The organism is Streptomyces sp. 1222.5, from assembly GCF_900105245.1.
GTDB lineage: Bacteria > Actinomycetota > Actinomycetes > Streptomycetales > Streptomycetaceae > Streptomyces > Streptomyces albidocamelliae.
This window is the reverse complement of the sequence record NZ_FNSZ01000001.1, coordinates 4,674,386-4,693,331: the sequence shown is the minus strand read 5'-3', so window position 1 is coordinate 4,693,331 and position 18,946 is coordinate 4,674,386. Positions and strand designations below refer to the sequence as shown.

14 protein-coding genes, 2 tRNA genes and 1 riboswitch are annotated in these 18,946 nt (G+C 73.0%); of the genes, 7 read left to right on the top strand and 9 right to left on the bottom strand.

The genetic code is table 11. From position 1 onward, the window contains the following. Positions 1–66 precede the first annotated feature (66 nt). Positions 67–2,145 (bottom strand): asparagine synthase-related protein, encoded by a 2,079-nt coding sequence (locus tag BLW57_RS21095; RefSeq protein WP_093476527.1) that lies wholly within the window; start codon positions 2,143–2,145, stop codon positions 67–69. Positions 2,146–2,891: 746 nt separating this feature from the next. Between BLW57_RS21095 and BLW57_RS21090 the strand changes: the two genes are divergently transcribed. The 4 genes from BLW57_RS21090 to BLW57_RS21075 all read left to right on the top strand — a co-directional run bounded on the left by BLW57_RS21090 (position 2,892) and on the right by BLW57_RS21075 (position 7,881). Beyond that, the gene (locus tag BLW57_RS21090; protein ID WP_093476525.1) at positions 2,892–4,316 is read left to right on the top strand and encodes an NsdA family TPR-like regulatory protein; all 1,425 of its coding nucleotides are present in this window, start codon (positions 2,892–2,894) and stop codon (positions 4,314–4,316) included. A gap of 59 nt (positions 4,317–4,375) precedes the next feature. Continuing rightward, positions 4,376–5,593, top strand: a complete 1,218-nt coding sequence (gene lhgO / locus BLW57_RS21085) for an L-2-hydroxyglutarate oxidase (RefSeq protein ID WP_093476524.1) — start codon at positions 4,376–4,378, stop codon at positions 5,591–5,593. 39 nt (positions 5,594–5,632) lie between these two features. Beyond that, positions 5,633–6,457, top strand: coding sequence for a tRNA (guanosine(46)-N7)-methyltransferase TrmB (gene trmB / locus BLW57_RS21080; RefSeq protein WP_093476522.1), 825 nt, complete (start codon positions 5,633–5,635; stop codon positions 6,455–6,457). 110 nt (positions 6,458–6,567) lie between these two features. Beyond that, positions 6,568–7,881, top strand: coding sequence for a PrsW family intramembrane metalloprotease (locus tag BLW57_RS21075; RefSeq protein WP_093476520.1), 1,314 nt, complete (start codon positions 6,568–6,570; stop codon positions 7,879–7,881). A gap of 55 nt (positions 7,882–7,936) precedes the next feature. Here the strand turns inward: BLW57_RS21075 and BLW57_RS21070 are convergent, their stop codons facing one another. The 4 genes from BLW57_RS21070 to BLW57_RS21055 form a co-directional block, all read right to left on the bottom strand. Beyond that, positions 7,937–8,881 (bottom strand): aldo/keto reductase, encoded by a 945-nt coding sequence (locus tag BLW57_RS21070; RefSeq protein WP_093476518.1) that lies wholly within the window; start codon positions 8,879–8,881, stop codon positions 7,937–7,939. Positions 8,882–8,948: 67 nt separating this feature from the next. Further along, positions 8,949–9,995 carry a M23 family metallopeptidase gene (locus BLW57_RS21065; RefSeq protein ID WP_093476516.1) on the bottom strand — a complete coding sequence of 349 codons (1,047 nt, stop codon included), beginning with the start codon at positions 9,993–9,995 and terminating at the stop codon, positions 8,949–8,951. Between the two features lie 7 nt (positions 9,996–10,002). After that, positions 10,003–10,171: riboswitch (cyclic di-AMP (ydaO/yuaA leader) on the bottom strand. A 546-nt stretch (positions 10,172–10,717) separates the two neighbouring features. Then, positions 10,718–10,791, bottom strand: a tRNA-Met gene (locus tag BLW57_RS21060). A 90-nt stretch (positions 10,792–10,881) separates the two neighbouring features. Continuing rightward, entirely contained in the window at positions 10,882–12,015 is a 1,134-nt protein-coding gene (locus BLW57_RS21055) for a dihydrofolate reductase family protein (protein ID WP_093476514.1), read from the bottom strand. 77 nt (positions 12,016–12,092) lie between these two features. Between BLW57_RS21055 and BLW57_RS21050 the strand changes: the two genes are divergently transcribed. From BLW57_RS21050 to BLW57_RS21040, 3 genes are all read left to right on the top strand, one after another. Then, positions 12,093–12,653 carry a MarR family winged helix-turn-helix transcriptional regulator gene (locus BLW57_RS21050; protein ID WP_093476513.1) on the top strand — a complete coding sequence of 187 codons (561 nt, stop codon included), beginning with the start codon at positions 12,093–12,095 and terminating at the stop codon, positions 12,651–12,653. A gap of 82 nt (positions 12,654–12,735) precedes the next feature. Then, the gene (gene ribA / locus BLW57_RS21045) at positions 12,736–13,383 is read left to right on the top strand and encodes a GTP cyclohydrolase II (protein WP_093476511.1); all 648 of its coding nucleotides are present in this window, start codon (positions 12,736–12,738) and stop codon (positions 13,381–13,383) included. A 96-nt stretch (positions 13,384–13,479) separates the two neighbouring features. Next, the gene (locus BLW57_RS21040) at positions 13,480–14,064 is read left to right on the top strand and encodes a TetR/AcrR family transcriptional regulator (protein WP_093476509.1); all 585 of its coding nucleotides are present in this window, start codon (positions 13,480–13,482) and stop codon (positions 14,062–14,064) included. A gap of 125 nt (positions 14,065–14,189) precedes the next feature. Here the strand turns inward: BLW57_RS21040 and BLW57_RS21035 are convergent. The 4 genes from BLW57_RS21035 to BLW57_RS21020 form a co-directional block, all read right to left on the bottom strand. Then, positions 14,190–14,262 (bottom strand) — tRNA-Lys (locus tag BLW57_RS21035). Positions 14,263–14,361: 99 nt separating this feature from the next. Beyond that, positions 14,362–15,867 (bottom strand): amino acid permease, encoded by a 1,506-nt coding sequence (locus BLW57_RS21030; protein ID WP_093476507.1) that lies wholly within the window; start codon positions 15,865–15,867, stop codon positions 14,362–14,364. A 167-nt stretch (positions 15,868–16,034) separates the two neighbouring features. After that, the gene (locus BLW57_RS21025) at positions 16,035–18,152 is read right to left on the bottom strand and encodes a DEAD/DEAH box helicase (RefSeq protein ID WP_093476505.1); all 2,118 of its coding nucleotides are present in this window, start codon (positions 18,150–18,152) and stop codon (positions 16,035–16,037) included. Between the two features lie 268 nt (positions 18,153–18,420). Continuing rightward, on the bottom strand, positions 18,421–18,933 hold the full coding sequence (locus tag BLW57_RS21020; RefSeq protein WP_093480803.1) for a hypothetical protein: 513 nt from the start codon (positions 18,931–18,933) through the stop codon (positions 18,421–18,423). Positions 18,934–18,946 lie beyond the last annotated feature (13 nt).

The window sequence follows — 18,946 nt, the reverse complement described above, 5'->3', positions numbered from 1 at the left end:
TCCGGACGGGCGGCCGCGGCGGATCCGCGGGCCCCACGGGGGTGAAGGCCGGGCGGGCCGGACGACTCACGCCCCCGACGCCAGCGCTCCTCTGCGCGGCTGGATCCCGGAGGGCACCGCGCGGGCGCGGGCCGGGGTGCCGGTCCAGCAGGTGCCGCGGCGGGACAGGAGGCGGCGCAGCCAGAGTTCGAGGGAGACCAGGTCGGCAAGGCCGTCCAGGGGCAGAGGTTCGCCCGCCGCCGCCGCGCGCAGCGCCTTGCGGACGACTCGGGCTTCCACCAGCCCGGCGTCGGCCAGCAGCGGGGTGGAGAAGAGGTCCAGCAGCGGGTCGGCCTCGACGCGCAGGCCCACGCGCGCGGCGGCGGCGGACGAGGCGTGGGAGGGGGCGCCCCAGCCGGGCGGGAGGTCGGTGACCCCGGCGCCCTCCAGGACCGTGCGGAGGATGGCGGCCCGGGCGCCCGGCTGGACGCGCAGGGCCTCCGGCAGGGCACGGCAGGCGCGGACGACCTGGTTGTCGAGGAAGGGCGCGTGCAGGCGCTGGGAGCGGATCTCGGCGGCCTGTTCGAGGACGCGCAGATCGGCGGCGTACCGGGCGAGGACGGCACGCGCGCGGTGCTCGCCGGGGCGGCGGTCGGGTCCGGACGCCGAGCGTTCCGCCGCGCTCTGCAGCAGAACCGATACTTCAGCCAGTGCCTCGCCCGTCAGCCACCGGGCGGCCGGCCCGGGTCCGGCCCAGGTCAGCGCGGCGAGGGACGCGCCGACCGCCCCCTTGGGCTCGTCGAAGCGGCGCCGCATCAGCCGCTCCGCCAGCTCCTCCAGGCCGGCCCGGTAGGGGGTGCGGGCGAGGCGCCGGGCCGCGCCGTACACGCGCGCGGGGACCAGCACCGAGCCGTCGGCCCGGGCGAGGGCGGCGACCGGCCGGACCAGATGGCGCCGTCTGCGGTCCATGAGGAGGTCGGCGAGGCGGGCGGGGTGCGCGTCCAGGACCTGGCGGGCGCCGTGGCCGGTGAAGTGGTCGGCGCTGCCGGCGGCGAGCCGGGCGCGGTGCCGGAACGCCGAGACCAGCGAGGGCCCGGGCTCGTCGGTGAGGGGGCCGTCGAGTTCGGCGTACGGCAGGGTCTCCTCGCCGCCGGTGACCACGACGTGGTGCAGCCGGGGATTGGCGGCGAGCGTGCCGGCGCGTTCGACCTCGGCCTCACGGCCGGCCACGGCCAGGTCGTTGAAGGTGACGGCGACGAGCCGTTCGCCCGCGCCGGTGCCGTGGCCGAGGAGCGTGCCCGGTCTGCCGGGCAGTCCGGCGGCCAGCAGCGCGAGGGTGCCGGAGGCCGGTCCGCCGGACAGGTCGGCGCCGATGCCGGGCACCGGCATGCCGCGCGCGGCCCGCCGCTCGGCGGGCCCCATGCCGGGCACCGGGCCGGGATCGAGGTCGGGCACGTGCCGCGGCGCCGAGAGCCGGGTGCGGACCGCCTCCACGAGGGCGTCCCGTACGGCGTCGACCGCGCGGTCGGGGTCGGCCGGGGGCGCGGCCACGGCGAGGGAGGCGACCGGCTCGTACCCGGTGACCTCGCGCACTCCGGCGCGCAGCACCAGCGCGTGCCCCGGCGGGATACGCCGCACGCCGTCGTACGGCGTGGTGTCGCGCAGCGCGGCCGGTACGTCCGGGGCGGCGAGCAGGGCGGCCAGGTGGCCGAAGTCGAGGTTGGCCTCGATGAGGTCGGCGAGGGGCAGCGCGGCGGTGGCGTAGGCCGTACCGCCTGCCCAGGGGGTGTGGAACACCGGCCGGGCGCCCGCGAGATCGCCGCAGACGGTGATGCGGCGGCCCACCTGGACGACCGCCGTGTAGCTGCCGGACCAGGTCGTCAGATGGCGCAGTGCGCCCCCGCGCGCGGTGACCAGGGCGCGGCGCAGTTCTTCGTCGGTGGCGCCGCAGATGCCGAGGACGGCGATCCGGTTCTGTCCGTCGGCGTGCACCAGGCGCACCTCGTCCGGGCGCCAGTCGCCGACGGCCCACAGCGGGTCGGGGTCGCCCCACAGCAGTTGGGAGCCGACCGGGTGCAAGGTCTCGCCGTCGTGGCCGAGGGCGCCGGCGGTGCCGAGCCCGGAGGTGCCCGCGGCGGTGCTGCTCCACCCCACCAACCACCGCATCGACGCCTCCACAGGCTGTGGACCACCAGTGCACCGTACGAACCGGGTCCCCATGCTGCCATGAAGAACGCGCTGTGGAGGGGCGGTGGCGCCGCCTTCGATCGAGGGAAATCCGCGGGGCACGACGCGGCGCACCGGGCGGGAGTCATGGTCACCGGGTGGGGAGTTGGCGGGTGCGGGTCCGGCCGGGTCGCGTGACGCCCTGATCATCGCGACTTGAATGCGCCCCCGGTACGCTCCCCCAAAACGCCCTTCGCGCCCTCAAGTTGCATGGTGGGAGCAGGAATCAACCGTGGCGGGCGGGGTCGGTTTTCGGCCAAATCACGGGAGCGCCATCGGACGTGAGCACGCTCCGTACAGGCCTGCGGAGCGCGCGGCGGAGCGTTCACGCGCACAGTCCGGGAGGCGGGCATCGCCTCCCGGACCGGTCCGCCACCCGCGGGGATGTAGGTGGCGGTGTCCCCCAGCCCACTGGATCCAGTACAGCGGGCCGACCCACGCAGGACCCATGGAACCGCTCCCCGGGTGGCCGGAGAAGAGCGCACGGGCGGGCGCACGGCCACACGCACGGGGGCACGCGGCGACAGGCCGTGCACGGTGCGTACATGCCCGCACCTCCGTACCGACCACAATCCCGCCATCCGGAACAAAGCCCCTTAACGCTTGGGATCCGGCGAACTACGCTGGGTTTACGAATGCCGCGTGGTTATGCCATCGCGGCAGCCGTCTGTGTCGAGGGGTGGCGCATGTCCAGGGAGCAACGCGGGCCGAACGAAAAACTCGGCGCCGTTCTCGCCCTCGCGGGAATCAGCAACGCAGGACTCGCGCGACGCGTCAACGACCTTGGCGCTCAACGCGGGTTGACTCTTCGCTACGACAAGACCTCCGTGGCGCGCTGGGTGTCGAAAGGCATGGTGCCGCAGGGTGCCGCGCCCCACCTCATCGCGGCCGCCATCGGACAGAAGCTGGGCCGCCCGGTGCCGCTCCACGAGATCGGCCTGGCGGACGCGGACCCCGCACCCGAGGTGGGCCTCGCCTTCCCCCGGGACGTGGCACAGGCGGTGAGGTCGGCGACGGAGCTGTACCGGCTCGACTTCGCCGGGCGCCGCGCCGGCGCGGGCGGCATCTGGCAGTCGCTCGCCGGATCGTTCGCGGTGAGTGCGTACGCGACGCCCGCCTCACGATGGCTGATAACCCCCGCCGACAGCTCGGTCGCGCGGGACACGGACTCCACCGAGGGCTCCGGCGCACCGATCAAAGTCGGCCACAGCGACGTGCAGAAGCTGCGGGAGGCCGCCGAGGACGCCAGGCGGTGGGACTCCAAGTACGGGGGCGGGGACTGGCGTTCGTCGATGGTGCCGGAGTGTCTGCGGGTGGAGGCGGCCCCGCTGCTGCTCGGCTCCTACTCCGACGAGGTCGGCCGCGCCCTGTTCGGCGCCTCCGCGGAACTCACCCGGCTCGCCGGGTGGATGGCCTTCGACACCGGGCAGCAGGAGGCCGCGCAGCGGTACTACATCCAGGCACTGCGGCTCGCGCGCGCGGCGGCCGACGTCCCGCTGGGGGGCTATGTGCTGGCGTCCATGTCGCTCCAGGCGACGTACCGGGGCTTCGGTGACGAGGGCGTCGACCTGGCGCAGGCCGCGCTGGAGCGGAACCGGGGACTGGCGACCGCGCGCACGATGAGCTTCTTCCGGCTGGTGGAGGCCCGGGCGCACGCTCGCGCGGGGGACGCGCAGGCCGCGGGCACCGCGCTGAAGGCCGCCGAGGGCTGGCTGGAGCGGTCGCGGGAGGGCGACAACGACCCCTCCTGGCTCGGCTTCTACGGCTACGACCGGTTCGCCGCGGATGCCGCCGAGTGCTACCGGGACCTGAAGGCACCCCGGCAGGTGCGCCGCTTCACCGAGCAGGCGCTGTCGAAGCCGACGGAGGAGTTCGTGCGGTCGCACGGGCTGCGCCTGGTGGTCTCGGCCGTCGCCGAGCTGGAGTCCGGGAACCTGGACGCCGCCTGCGAGCAGGGGGTACGGGCCGTGGAGGTGGCCGGGCGGATCTCCTCGGCGCGGACCACGGAGTACGTGAAGGACCTCCTGCACCGGCTGGAGCCGTACGGGGACGAGCCGCGGGTGGTGGAGCTGCGGGAGCGCGCCCGGCCGCTTCTGATGGCACCGGCATAGCCGACACCGGGGGCGTTTGAACGCGTTGTCAGTGGCGCAGTGCACTATCGAGGTGGGAGGTGGTGCAGGTGCGGCAGGGCGCGTACGACTGCGACGTGCTGGTGATCGGCGGGGGCATCGTCGGGCTGTCCACGGCGTATGCGATCACCCGGGCGGCGCCGGGTACGCGCGTGACCGTGCTGGAGAAGGAGCCGGGACCGGCCCGCCACCAGACGGGGCGCAACAGCGGGGTCATCCACAGCGGGATCTACTACCGCCCGGGCTCGCTCAAGGCGCGGTACGCGGTGCGGGGCGCCGCCGAGATGGTGAAGTTCTGCGCCGAGTACGGCATCGCGCACGCCGTCACCGGCAAGCTGATCGTCGCCACCGAGCGCGAGGAGCTGCCGCGGCTGCACGCGCTCGTGCAGCGCGGCCGGGAGAACGGCATCCCGGTGCGGGAGCTGGGTCCCACCCAGATCGCGGAGTACGAACCGGAGGTGCGCGGCCTCGCGGCGATACACGTCGGCACGACCGGCGTGTGCGACTTCGTCGGGGTCGCGCGGCAGCTGGCCCACGCGTCCGGCGCGGAGATCCGGTACGGCGCGCGGGTCGTCCGGGTGGACCGGCGGCCGGAGCGGGGCGTGGCCGTGCTCACCGCGAGCGGGGAGATCGTCCGCGCACGCGTGCTCGTGAACTGCGCGGGGCTGTACTGCGACGAGGTGGCGCGGCTGACCGGGGACGAGCCCGGGGTGCGGATCGTGCCGTTTCGCGGGGAGTACTACGAGCTGGCGCGGCCGGAGCTGGTGCGCGGGCTGGTGTATCCGGTGCCGGACCCGGCGTTCCCGTTCCTCGGGGTCCATCTGACCCGGGGCATCGACGGAGGCGTGCACATCGGTCCGAACGCGGTCCCGGCCCTGGCCCGGGAGGGGTACGACTGGGGAGTCGTCCGGCCCCGGGAGCTGGCCGGCACCATGGCCTGGCCGGGGTCCTGGTCGATCGCCCGGCAGCACTGGCGGTACGGCGCGGGGGAGCTGCACCGCTCGCTGTCGAAGGAGGCGTTCCTGAAGGCGGTGCGCAGACTGCTGCCCGCCGCCGAGGCCGGTGACCTGGTGCGGGCTCCCGCCGGGGTGCGCGCGCAGGCGGTGCTGCGGGACGGGACGCTGGTGGACGACTTCCTGATCCGCGAGGGGGCACGGGCCGTGCACGTGCTCAACGCGCCGTCCCCCGCGGCGACCGCCTCGCTCCCGATCGGCCGGGAGGTGGGGCGGCGGGTGCTGGATCTGCTCGGTTCGCTGTGAGCGGGCGTGCCCGCGGGGCCCCGTAAAATCTGTCTCACTGTGTCTGACTTCCTCAACGCTCCCGAAGCCCCCTCGCCGGCCGCGCACACGCCCGGTGTGTCCGTGCGGCACACCCGGGCCAAGGGGGAACCGCGGTTCCCCGACGGGCCCAGGGCCGATCCGGCCGGGTCGCACTTCGAGCGGCGGATCCGCAGCTTCCAGCCGCGGCGCAGCCGGGTGACGGCCGGGCAGGCCGATGCGCTGCAGCGGCTGTGGCCCAAGTGGGGACTGGACATCGACGGGCAGGGGGTCGTCGACCCGGTCGAGCTGTTCGGGAACGCCAACCCCGTCGTGCTGGAGATCGGCTTCGGGATGGGCGAGGCCACCGCGCAGATGGCCGCCGCCGACCCGGACACCAACATCCTCGCCGTCGACGTGCACACCCCGGGGCAGGGCAACCTGCTCAACCTCGCCGACCGCAACGGGCTGGCCAACGTCAGGGTGGGCAACGGCGACGCCATCATCCTGCTGCGGGAGATGCTCCGGCCCGACTCGCTGGACGGGCTGCGCGTCTACTTCCCGGACCCCTGGCCCAAGAAGCGGCACCACAAGCGGCGGCTCATCCAGCCCGAGTTCCTGGCGCTCGCGGCGACCCGGCTCAGGCCCGGCGCGATCGTGCACTGCGCGACCGACTGGGAGCCGTACGCCGAACAGATGCTCGAGGTGCTCAGTGCGCACCCCGACTTCGAGAACACGCAGGCAGAGGGCGGTTACTCGCCACGTCCCGAGTTCCGGCCGCTGACCCGTTTCGAGGGGCAGGGACTGGACAAGGGACATGTCGTGAACGATCTGCTCTTCCGTCGCGTACCGCACCAGGATCGATAGTCGCCGTCGACGACAGCGCGGGGCGGGGCCGACGGCCGGGGCGGCCGGTGCGGCCTCCGGTCCGGTAATCCGCTCCAGTCTGTCGTTCCGTGACCGTTAGGGTCGATGCCGTGGCCACCAGTCCTCCGTACCCCACTCCCCCCGCGGGCCCCGTCGACGGGGAGCTCCGCCACCCGCACTGGTGGCAGCGCGGATGGGTGCGGTACGGGGCGCTGATCACGCTGCTGGCGCTGTCCGGGCTGGTGATCCTCGCGCTCGTGCGGCGGCAGACCGGCACGGAGGGGTTCCTGGTGGGCCTCGGGCTGGCCGTGCTGCCGGTGCCCTGGCTGACGGCCGCCTTCCGGTGGCTGGACCGGGTGGAGCCGGGTCCCTGGCGGAACCTGGTCTTCGCCTTCGCCTGGGGGGCGTGCGCGGCGGCGCTGATAGCCATCGTCGCCAACAGCTTCGCGACCAAGTGGATAGCGACGTCCACCGCGGATCCGGCCGGCGCCGACACGCTCGGGGCCACGGTGATAGCGCCGATCGTGGAGGAGTCCGCGAAGGCCGCCGCCGTGCTGCTGGTCTTCCTCTTCCGCAGACGGGACTTCACCGGGCTGGTGGACGGCGTGGTGATAGCCGGGATCACCGCCACCGGGTTCGCGTTCACCGAGAACATCCTCTACCTGGGCACGGCCTTCGGGACGGACCAGCTGACCGGCGGCCGCGGTATCGCGTCCGTCACCGCCGCCACCTTCTTCGTGCGCATCGTGATGTCCCCGTTCGCGCACCCCCTGTTCACCGTGTTCACCGGCATCGGCTTCGGCATCGCCGCGCTGTCCGGGGAGCGGCAGCACCTCAGGCGGGTGCTGCTGCCGGTCTGCGGGCTGCTGCTCGCGATGAGCATGCACGCGTTCTGGAACGGGTCCTCCACCTTCGGCCCGCTCGGGTTCTTCGCCGTCTACGGCGGCTTCATGGTGCCCGCCTTCGCCCTGCTGACCTGGCTCGTGATCTGGACGCGGCAGCGGGAGCTGCGGACCGTGCGGGAGGAGCTCCCGGCGTACGTGCTGGCCGGGTGGCTGGGACCGGCCGAGCCGTACGCGCTGGGGTCGATGCGGGCGCGGCGGATGGCCCGCGACTACGCCCGCCACCACTTCGGGGGTCGGCCCGCGGCACGGACGGTGGCCCGGTACGAGGCGTACGCGACCTCGCTCGCGTTCCTGCGGCACCGCGGACGTCAGGGGCGGGCCCCGGCCGACTTCGTCGTACGCGAGCGGGAGTTGCTGACCGAGCTGTGGCGGCGCCGGGAGATGGCACGGCCGGCGCTGGAGTACGCGGCGCGGACACTGGCGCCGGCGGCCCGCCCGCCGTACGGCGCCCCGGCACCCCACTGGTACGTCGGCCACCCGGCGGGCCCCTACTCGGCGTACAACCCGTACCGCACCTGAGCGCGCGCTCCCGGCCGGCAGCCCGGTCCAGCGGGGCCGGCCGGTCGGGGCGGTGTCAGGCCGACGCCTCCGTCAGTTTCTTCAGGTCGTCGTCCGTCAGGGTCAGGTCGGCGACGCCCAGGAGGGCCGGGAGCTGGTCGACCGTGCGGGCCGAGGCGATGGGGGCCGTGACCGTCGGCTGGGCGGCGAGCCAGGCCAGGGCGACCGTGGCGACCGGGGCCCCGTGGGCGGCGGCGATCTCGTCCAGGGCCGCCAGGACCCGCCCGCCGCGCTCGGACCGGGCGTACTTCGCGCCCGTGCCGGCGCGGGGGCTGTCGACGGTCGTACCCGGGCGGTACTTGCCGGTGAGGAAGCCCGCCGCGAGGGAGTAGTAGGGCACCGCGGCCAGGCCCTCGCGGGCGGCCAGGTCCTGCAACGGGCCCTCGTAGGTGTCGCGGGAGACCAGGTTGTAGTGCGGCTGGAGGGCGACGTAGCGGGCCAGGCCCTCTCGGTCGGAGAAGTCCAGGGAGGCCCGCAGCCGCTCGGGGCTGATGTTGGACGCGGCGATGTGCCGGACCTTGCCCGCCCTCACCAGCTCGTCCAGCGCGCCGATGATCTCCTCGACCGGCACCTCGGGCTTGTCGAAGTGCGTGTAGTAGAGGTCGATGCGGTCGGTGCCGAGGCGGCGCAGGGAGGCGTCGGCGGCGGCCTTGATGGTGGCCGCGGACAGGCCCTGGTACTCGGGGTGCTGGCTGACCTTGGTGGCGATGACGACGTCGTCGCGGTTGCCGCGGGCCTTGACCCACTTGCCGATGATCGTCTCGGACTCGCCGCCGGCGTTGCCCTCCACCCAGGCGCTGTAGCTGTCGGCGGTGTCGACGAAGTTGCCGCCCGCGGCGGCGTAGGCGTCGAGCACGGCGAAGGAGGTCTGCTCGTCGGCGGTCCAGCCGAAGACGTTGCCGCCGAGGGAGAGGGGGAAGACCTCGAGGTCGGAGGAACCGAGTGTGCGCAGAGAAGTCATGCTTCAATCCAACGCCGACGGCGAATGATCTCTTCCGCCGCCGGCGCCGAGTTCCCGCGAACGGGTGTCAGGGGGTGAGGCCCTTGCCCCGCAGCCAGGCCATGGGGTCGATCCCCGTGGCGTCGCCGCCCGGGTGGACCTCCAGGTGGAGGTGCGGGCCGGTGACGTTGCCGGTCGCGCCGACCCGGCCGATGAGCTCGCCGGTGGAGACCTTCTGGCCGACGGAGACGCTGATCGAGGACTGGTGGCAGAACCACAGCTCGGTGCCGTCGTCCAGGGTGAGGACCGTGCGGTAGCCGTAGGAGCCGGCCCAGCCCGCCTGCGTGATCGTGCCGCTGTGGATGGCCTTGATGAGGGTGCCCGTGGGGGCCGCGAAGTCGAGGCCGGTGTGGTAGCCGGAGGACCACATCGAGCCGGCCTGGCCGAACGTCGAGGTGATCGTGTACGAGGACGTCGGCAGCGTGTACTGCTTGGCCAGCTCGGCCAGCCGCTTCTCCTCCGCCGCCTTCTTGGCCTCGGCCTCCGCCTTGGCGGCCGCGGCCTCCGCCTTCTTCTTCGCGGCGGCGGCCTTCGCGGCGGCTTCCTTCTCCGCCTTCGCGGCCGCGTCGGCGGTCAGCTTCTCGGCGGTGGCGAGCCTGGCGGCGGTGGCCTTGCTCTCGGCCTGGCCCTTCTGCTGCTCGGCCTGGGCCATGATCCGGCTGCGCAGGGCCTCGCCCGCATCGGTGTCCTGCTCGCTGCCGGCGGAGGTCACACCGACGTCGCTGAGTCCGGTGGCCTCGGAGGTCTTGGCGGAACCGTCGTCGAAGAGGGAACCGACGCTCGGCAGGTCCGGCAGGGAGATGGAGACCGGCGGCTTGCCGGTGTTGGCGCTGGCCATCCCGCCCGCGCCGACCGCCGCGATCACGCCGACGCCGAGGACGGTGGAGCTGCGGGCGAACCCGCCGCGCTGCTTGGCCACGCGGTGCCGCCCGCGAACCGGGGTGAGGGACTCCTCGGTGGGGTTCCACTCCTCCCAGGGGCCCTCCTCGGCACGGTAGGAGGCGTAACCGAAGGTCTCGCTCTCACGCTGAGCCGGTATGAACGGGGCTTCTGGGGCAGGCCGGTTGGACGCCACGCGGGCGCACTCCTTTCCTTCCTCCGCCTACCGGGTTAGCTGACGGGTTCGGAGCAGGAAGGTCTCCTACGCGCGTATACCTGGCGTGGACTCGAGGAGTTCACATCAGTAGCCGCGTGATTCACCCCAGGGTGGTGGTTCCCCGGTTCCCTTACGGGATTCGGCGCGTGCGCACGGAGCCGTCGCGGGTGACGGCTGGGACGACCGCGCTGCGTTATCGAACGTTAATAGACCCGCGGGGCACTTTCCAAGCCGTTCGGCTTGATCATTAACGTTTTCCGCCTCGGACTTAACCGCTGCCATCCCTGCAAACCGGGCGAGTTGGCCGCGATTCAGGAGTCACAGAAGTTTTGATGGTGACTCAGATGTCATGCGCTCGGCACTCACCCGGTCACTGTCGGTGAAGAGTCGCAAGGTCCGCCCGGTGAGCCTGCGTTCGTCGGTGCGCAGCGGCAGCGGCTCCGGGTGCCCGCGATCGACGATGAGTACGACGTCTTCGCCGTGCGGGAGTTCAGCGGATTGCCTCCGGCGGCACGGCGGGGACGGCGGCGAGCGCCGCGAGACCGGTCAGGACGGTGGTACGCAGGAGGGCGGGCGGTGTGGCCCGGACGGGTGGCGTGGTGTGACGCGTGTCACTGGGCGAGGCCCGAGGTGGGTCGGCCGGGGCCGGGAAACACTCAGGGCCGGGATCCATGAACTGGATCCCGGCCCTGAGCCTTCAGTAGCGGGGACAGGATTTGAACCTGCGACCTCTGGGTTATGAGCCCAGCGAGCTACCGAGCTGCTCCACCCCGCGTCGTTGTGTCTTCAGCATACGTCATGCACGGGACCAGGAGCCAATCGGTTTCCCGGGGCCCCTTTCCGGCGCGCCGCGGGGCAGGGCCGGTCAGGCCGTCAGGTGGGAGTTCGGGGCCTTGGCGAGCGCCTCGAACTCCGGGAGCACGACGACCTCGGCTCCGCCGTCGCGCAGGACGCCCGTGCCGTCGGCCGCGGCCACGAAGGTGTCCGGCTCCCGCCAAGCGGTGACCACCCGGCGCGCACCGGACCGCAGGATCAGTTCGGCACAGGGGGCGGGCCGGGAGGCGCGGCGGGCGCAGGGTTCCAGGCTGCTGTAGACGGTGGCGCCGGACAGCCCCGGGTCGGCCGGGTCGAGCTTGGCCAGGGCGGCCTCCTCCGCGTGGACCACGGGGTCGCCGCCCTCCCGGGAGTGGCCGCGGGCGAGCTCGGTGCCGTCGGCGCCGACCACGACCGCGCCGACGCTGAACGCCGTCTCCGAGGGCGGGCACTGGGCGGCGAGCTCACAGGCGGTGCGCAGCCAGCGGCGGTCGGCGGCGGTGGGGAGCGGGCCGGTGCCGGGGGCGGTGGGCTCGTACCGCATGAGGACGACGTCCTCGATCCGGCGGGTCTCGACCAGGCGCAGCCGTCCGCCCTGGTACTCCCCGGGGCCGAACAGCCGCGGGGCCGCCGGGTCGCCGACCAGGAGCGGGGCGAGGACCAGTTGGAGTTCGTCGGCGAGGCCCTGCGTCAGCAGCTGGGTGTGCACCCGGCCGCCGCCCTCGACCATGAGGCGTTCGACCCCGCGCACGTCGTGCAGGTGCTCCAGCAGGGCCCGCCAGTCGAGGTCGGCGCCGAGCGCGACGACGTCCGCGGTGTCCCCGAGGAGGCGGGAGGCCACCTCCGCGCCCTTGTCGGTCGTGCAGACCAGCTTCTCGCCGCCGGTGTGCCAGAAGTGGGCGTCGGGGTCGAGTTCGCCGGTGGCGGTGACGGTCACCTTCAGGGGGTACGCGGGCCGGCCGGACGCCACCCGGGCGGCGCGCCGGTCGGCGGAGTTGACCAGCAGCCGCGGGTTGTCGGCGCGGATGGTGCCGGCGCCGATCAAGATGGCGTCGACGGAGGCCCGCACCGCGTCGACCCGGTCGAAGTCGGCCGGGCTGGAGAGCAGCAGCCGCTCGGGGCCGGTGTCGTCCAGGTAGCCGTCGAGGGAGACGGCGGCGGACAGCAGCACGTACGGCAGGGGCATCGGCGCACTCCCTCACGGTGACCCGGCGCACCTCACCGGATCTTGGTTCAACTTTGAAACAAACTTACACTGGCAGCATGACGACCCGCTGGCTCACCCCCGAGGAGCAGCGCGCCTGGCGCGCCTACATGGCCGCCTCCCGCCTCCTGGAGGACGCGATCGACCGTCAGCTCCAGCAGGAGGGCGGCATGCCCCACCTGTTCTACTCGGTGCTGGCCAACCTCTCCGAGGCGCCCGAGCGGCGGCTGCGCATGACCGACCTCGCCGAGACGCTGAAGATCACCCGCAGCAGGCTGACGTACGTGGTGACCCGGCTGGAGCGGGACGGACTGGTGCGCCGGGAGGACTGCCGCTGGGACAAGCGCAGCAGTCTCGCGGTGCTGACCGACGCGGGGACGGCCGTGCTGGAGCGTACGGCACCCGGGCACGTCGACACGGTGCGCGCAACCCTCTTCGACCGACTGACGCCGGAGCAGGTGGGGCAGCTGGAGGAGATCTGCACCGGGATCGCGCGCGGGCTCCAGGGGGCGGACGACGAGCGGCCGACCACCGAGGACGTGCCGTGGCGGCGGCGGTCCTCGCCCTGCTCGGGGCCCCAGCCGGAGCCGCCGGCGGGCCGCTCCCCCGAACGTCGTTGATTTAACTTTGAAGCATGCGGTAGGGTCCCGGCCGAACGTCTGCTTCAAATCTGAAGCAGATGGGAGGACACCGGAGGCCCCCATGCCCGACACCCCCGCCGCCACCCCGCGCGCCCGCGTCCGGGTGCCGCTGCGCTTCCCCGACGGCTACAGCACCGACGCGGAGCTCGTCACCTTCCACGGGCTCGCCGACGGCCAGGAGCACGTCGCCGTCGTCCTCGGCGACCCCGGCCCGGTCCCGCTGGTGCGCCTGCACTCCGAGTGCCTGACCGGCGACGTCTTCGGTTCGTCCCGCTGCGACTGCGGCCCCCAGCTGCGCGAGGCCGTCGAACGCATCGCGGTGCGCGGCGGCGTACTGCTCTACCTCCGCCAGGAGGGGCGCGGCATCGGCCTGTACAACAAGCTCGACGCCTACGCCCTCCAGGACCAGGGCCTCGACACCTACGAGGCGAACGCCGCCCTCGGCCTCCCGGAGGACGCCCGCGACTACACGGCCGCCGCGCAGATGCTCGCCGCCCTCGGCATCGGGGAACTGGATCTGCTGTCCAACAACCCCGACAAGGCCGGGCAGTTGCGTGCTCTCGGCGCCGTCGTCCGGGACCGGGTGCCGACCGGTGTCTTCACCACCGCCCACAACGTCCGCTACCTCCGCGCCAAGGTCCTGCAGACCCAGCACACGCTGCCCCTGGCCGAGCTGCAGGAGCGGAACGAGCTGAGCCCGGCGGGATGAGCCGAGCCGGACGGGCGCCAGGCGCCATGGACAACTTCAGGTGCAGTACTCTGCCCGCAGTGGTGTAAGCGCGTACCGCACAGGGAGTCGTGAGCCATGGTGAGACGGAACGACCAGCGGCGCGCCGCGCTCGTCGACGCCGCGATCGAGGTGCTGGCCCGGGACGGCGCCCGGGGCCTGACCTTCCGGGCGGTGGACGCCGCGGCCGCCGTGCCCGTCGGTACGGCGTCCAACTACTTCTCCAGCCGCGACGACCTGCTCACCCAGGCCGGCGCCCGCGTCTACGAGCGGCTCCAGCCCGACGAGGCCACCATCGCCCGCCAGCGCGACGGCGGCCGCGACCGGGAGACGTACACGCGGTTGATGCGCGAACTCGTCGGCCGTGTCGCCTCCTTCCGCACCGGTTACCTCGCGCTGCTGGAGCTCCGCCTGGAGGCCACCCGCCGCCCGGAACTGCGCGCGGTCCTCACCGAGCGCGTCCGCGCGGACCTCGACGCCAACGTCGCCTACCACGAGGCCACCGGCCTGCCCGGCGACGCGATGGCCGTCAAACTGCTCTATCTCGCCCTGAACTGGCTGATCGTCGAGCAGCTCACCCTGCCCGACGTCCTCACCGAGGCGGAGCGGGAGGAACTGGTGGCGGCGGCGGTCGAGCGGATCGTCCGGAGTACGGCGCCCTGACCCGGCCGCGCCCGCGCCCGGTACCGGGAGGCACCCCTCGGGAAAAGACGGGGCGCCCGGGCCGGCCGAAGCCGAACCGGGCGCCGCGTCGCAGGCCAGAGGGCATGAAGCCCGCCTGCGGACCGTAGGCCCTGTGGGACTCGAACCCACAACCAATGGATTAAAAGTCCACTGCTCTGCCAATTGAGCTAAGGGCCCCGGCGATGTTGCTCGTCCGAGCATAGCCGGACGAGGCCGGGTCTCCGATCGGGTATCGGCGACCCGGCCGCGTCGGACGGGGACGGAGCGGCAGGTTGGTCACTTTTCGACCGGCTCCAGGGTGGGGGCCAGGGTCCGGTTGAGGAACCAGTGGCGTGCCGAGGCCAGCCACCAGGTGGCGGCGAAGCCCAGGACGACGAGGACGGCGACCGGGGCGTAGTTGAAGGTCTTCCCGGTGACCGGGGCGACCTGGGGCAGCATGAACAGGATCGTGATCGCGGCGACCCAGACGACCGAGACGACACCGATCGGCTTCGACCAGCGGCCCAGGTGCCAGGGCCCGCGTTCGAAGGCGTCGCCCTTGCGCACCCGCAGGAAGGTCGGGATGACGTACGCGATGTAGAGGCCGATGACCGCGATCGAGGTCACCGCCGCGTAGGCCGTCGAGTTGATGAGGTAGGGCAGGCCCAGCGCGAGCGCGCCCAGCGCGGCCAGCCAGACCGCTGCCACGGGAGTGCGGGTGCGCGGGCTGACGGTGTGCCAGACGTGCGAGAAGGGCAGCGCGCCGTCGCGGGAGAAGGCGTAGATCATACGGCTGTTGGCGGTGACGGAGGCCATGCCGCAGAAGAGCTGGGCCCCGATCACCACCAGCAGCAGGAGCTTGCCGGTGGTGGCGCCGAGGGCGTCGAGCAGGATCTGGGCGGGCGGTGCGCCGGTGGGCGAGGCGAGCTCGCGGTCGTAGGACTGGATCGCGAAGGTGAAGCCCAGCAGCAGGACGAAGCCCGCGATCCAGGACGTCCAGATGGAACGGACGATGCCCTTGGGCCCCGCCGTGGAGGCGTCGTGGGTCTCCTCCGTCATGTGGGCCGAGGCGTCGTAGCCGGTGAAGGTGTACTGGGCCATCAGCAGGCCGAGCAGGACGACGTAGAGGCCGCTGCCCCAGCCGGTCTCGTTGACGAAGTGAGTGAAGACGAACGACGCCGACTGGTGGTGGTCGGGCACGAACGCCAGCGCGCCGACGATGACGGCGACCCCGAGGACGTGCCACCACACGCTCACGCTGTTCAGGAAGGCGACGATGCGGACGCCGAAGGTGTTCAGCAGGCCGTGCAGCACCAGGATCGCCGCGAACAGCAGGACCGTGCGGCCGGGCGTCACCTCGAAGTCGAACTGGAGGTTCAGGTAGGCGCCAAGGAAGGAGGCCGCGCCGAAGTCGATGCCCGCGGTCACCGCGACCTGGCCCAGGACGTTGAACCAGCCGGTGAACCACGCCCAGGCCGCCGCCGAACGCGGGGGCGCGAGGCGGTGCGCCCAGAAGTACAGGCCGGCCGAGGTCGGGTAGGCGGAGCAGATCTCGGCCATCGACAGACCCACGAAGAGGGTCATCAGACCGACCGCGACCCAGCCCCAGGTGATCACCGCCGGACCGCCGGTGATCATGCCGAAGAGGTACAGGGTGAGGCAGCCGGACAGCACCGAGATGATCGTGAAGGAGACGGCGTAGTTCGAGAACGCCGACATCCGGCGGGCGAGGACCTGGGTGTAGCCGAGTTGGGCCAGTCGTTCCTCGTCCGACGGCCCGCTCGCGCTCGCGTCATCTGTCATGCCCCCAGCAATTCCCTCGCCAGGGGCGTGACATGCGCCACGCCTGGTACCGGTGTGGCCCGAAGAGGTCCGTGCGGCCTCACCGGCCGCCGGAGACCGGTGCCCGGACACGCGGAAGGGCCCGCACGACCGGAGTCGTACGGGCCCTTCCCTGAGCTCACTCAACGTCAGCCGTTGCGCTTCCAGCGCGGCTTGTCCTCGCGGCGGCCGAAGGAGCCGGTGCCGCGGTGGTCGTCACGACGGCCGAAGGGGCGGTCGTGACCACCGGAGCGGAAGCCCGGGCGGTCGTCGCGGCGGTCGCGGTTGAACGGACGGTCGCTGCCCCGGTGCCCACCGCGCTCGTCCCGGCGGAAGCCGCCGCGGTCGTCACGGCGCTCGAAGGAACGGCCGCCACGGTCGCCTTCGAACGGACGGCGCTCCTCGCGGCGCTCGAAGCCACGGCCGCCACGGTCACCGCGGTCACCGCGGTCACCGCGGTCGTCACGGCGCTCGAAGGAACGGCCACCACGGTCACCGCGGTCGTCACGGCGCTCGAAGCCACGGTCGCGGTCCCGGTCGAACGGACGACGGTCGTCACGCCGCTCGAAGGAACGGCCACCACGGTCACCGCGGTCGTCACGACGCTCGAAGCCACGGCCACCACGGTCACCGCGGTCGTCACGACGCTCGAAGCCACGGCCACCACGGTCGCCACGGTCGTCACGGCGCTCGAAGCCACGCCGCTCCTTGCGCTCGTACGGCGCCGAAGCCGCCGGACGCTGCTCGCACTCGGCCGCCTGCTCGACGGCCGCGGCCGCCTCGACCACGGCCTCCGCCGCGGCCGCCTGGGCCTCGGCCACCGCGGCCTCGGGGTCCTCGCCGCGCTCGCGGGCCACGCGGGCGACCAGACGGTCGGCCTCCTCGCGCAGTTCGGTCGCACGGCGCTGGGCGCGCTCCAGCTGCTTGGTGAGCTGGGCGACGTCCCGCTCGGCCTGATGGGCGGCGTTGCCGGCGGACTCGGCCTGGACCTCGGTCATGGAGCGGGCGCCGGTGATGTCGGCGACCTCCGGCTCGAAGGCGGCACCGCCCTGGATGATGTGGCGGCCCGCGTCGACGCCGGCGTCCTCCATGAGGCGGAAGATCTGGCGCCGCTGGTGCGGCAGCGAGAGGGAGACCACGGTGCCGGTGCGGCCGGCGCGCGCGGTACGGCCCGCACGGTGCAGGTAGTCCTTGTGGTCACCGGCCGGGTCCACGTTCAGGACCAGGTCGATGCCGTCGACGTGGATACCGCGGGCGGCGACGTCGGTGGCGACCAGGACGTTGACGTAACCGTCCTTGAAGTCCGCCAGGGTGCGGGTACGGGCGCCCTGGGTCATGCCGCCGTGCAGCGCGTCGGCCTTTACGCCGGACTCGCGCAGCTGCTCGGCGACGCGGTCGGCGCCCAGCTGGGTGCGGACGAAGATGATCGTGCGGCCCTTGCGGGAGGCGATCGCGGCCGTGACCGGCGCCTTGTCCTTGGGCTTCACGATGAGGATGTGGTGCGACATGGTCGTCACCGCGCCCTGGGCCGCGTCCACCTCGTGGGAGACGGGGTTGTTCAGGTAGCGGTCGACGAGGGTCTGGATCTCGTTCTCCATGGTCGCGGAGAACAGCATTCGCTGGCCGCCGGCCGGGACCTGGTCGAGCAGCTCGGTGACCTCGGGCAGGAAGCCCAGGTCGGACATCTGGTCGGCCTCGTCGAGGACGGTGATCTGGACGTCCTCCAGGGAGCAGGCGCCGCGGTTGATGATGTCGCGCAGGCGGCCCGGGGTGGCGACGAGGATGTCGACGCCGCGCTCCAGGGCGTAGATCTGGTTGCCCATGGACGTACCGCCGCAGACGACCTTCATCTTCAGGCCGAGGACGTCGCCGTAGGGCTGGAGAGCGTCGGCGACCTGCATGGCCAGCTCACGGGTGGGGGTGAGGATGACGGCGCGGGGCCGCTTCTTCTCGGTACGGCCGCCGGCCAGCAGGGCCAGGGTCGGCAGACCGAAGGAGAGGGTCTTGCCGGAGCCGGTGCGGCCCCGGCCGAGGATGTCCTTGCCGGTCAGGGCGTCCGGGATGGTCGCGGCCTGGATCGGGAAGGGGGTCGTTACGCCGTTCTGCGCGAGCTTGCGCACCACGCCCTCGGGGAGGCCGAGGTCGGCGAAGGTGGTCTGGGGGGTGGTGTCAGTGGCCTCGGGGGCCTCGGTGACCTCGGACGTCACGTCAACGAGCTCGTTCTCGTTCTCGGACACGACGAACTGATCAGTACTGGACACGGACATGCGAATGCGAAACCTTCCGGAGTCTCTTCGGCACGCGCCCGTCAACTCCGTGATTCGCTCACGACCGCCTCAATGCGGTCCGCCACGGCAAGGGAGAGTACGCGCCACACGGCGCGCTCTGCGGTGGCGCCGGGCAAATGGGATCAAACGATCTACCACCATACGCACCCCCCACCCCCGAAGGCAAACCGATCTCAGGAGACGCCCGCCACATCGCCTCTCGCCCCCGGCGCCGGCGGCCTCCTCGCCCGTCGGCGGCACGGGACCCTCATGCGGCGGCGCCCGCGGCGGGCGCCGGCTCCCGCTGCACCAGCTGCGGCCCCGTCTCCTCGTGCGCCGAGGAGGACGGCTCGGCCGAGGGCGGTTCCGAGGCGGGCGGCGGCGGGGTGGAGGCGGGCGGCGGCTCGGGCGGGGCGGAGGTGGGCGGGGGCGTCGGCTCCGCCCCGGTCGGCGCGGGGTCGCCGGGCTTGACCGTCTTCCCCGGCTTCGCGGGCGCGGTGGTCGTACGGTCCGTCCCGGACGGCGTGGCCGAGGCCGACGCCGACTTCCCGTGCTTCGCCTTGCCGCGGTGCCCGTGCTTGCCGTCACCCGCCCCGCCGTCGTACCCGAAACCGCCGGAGCCGCCGCCCGGACCGCCGTTCGGGGCCCCGCCCCCGTGCTGCCCGGCGGAGTGGGAGGGCCGGGCGGGCCCCGCGTCGTCGCCCACGCTGACACAGCCGGCGGCAGCGGCGACGGTCAGCACCGCGGCGGCCAGACGGGCGGGTACGTACAAGGGGCGCACGGCGGCCACCTCC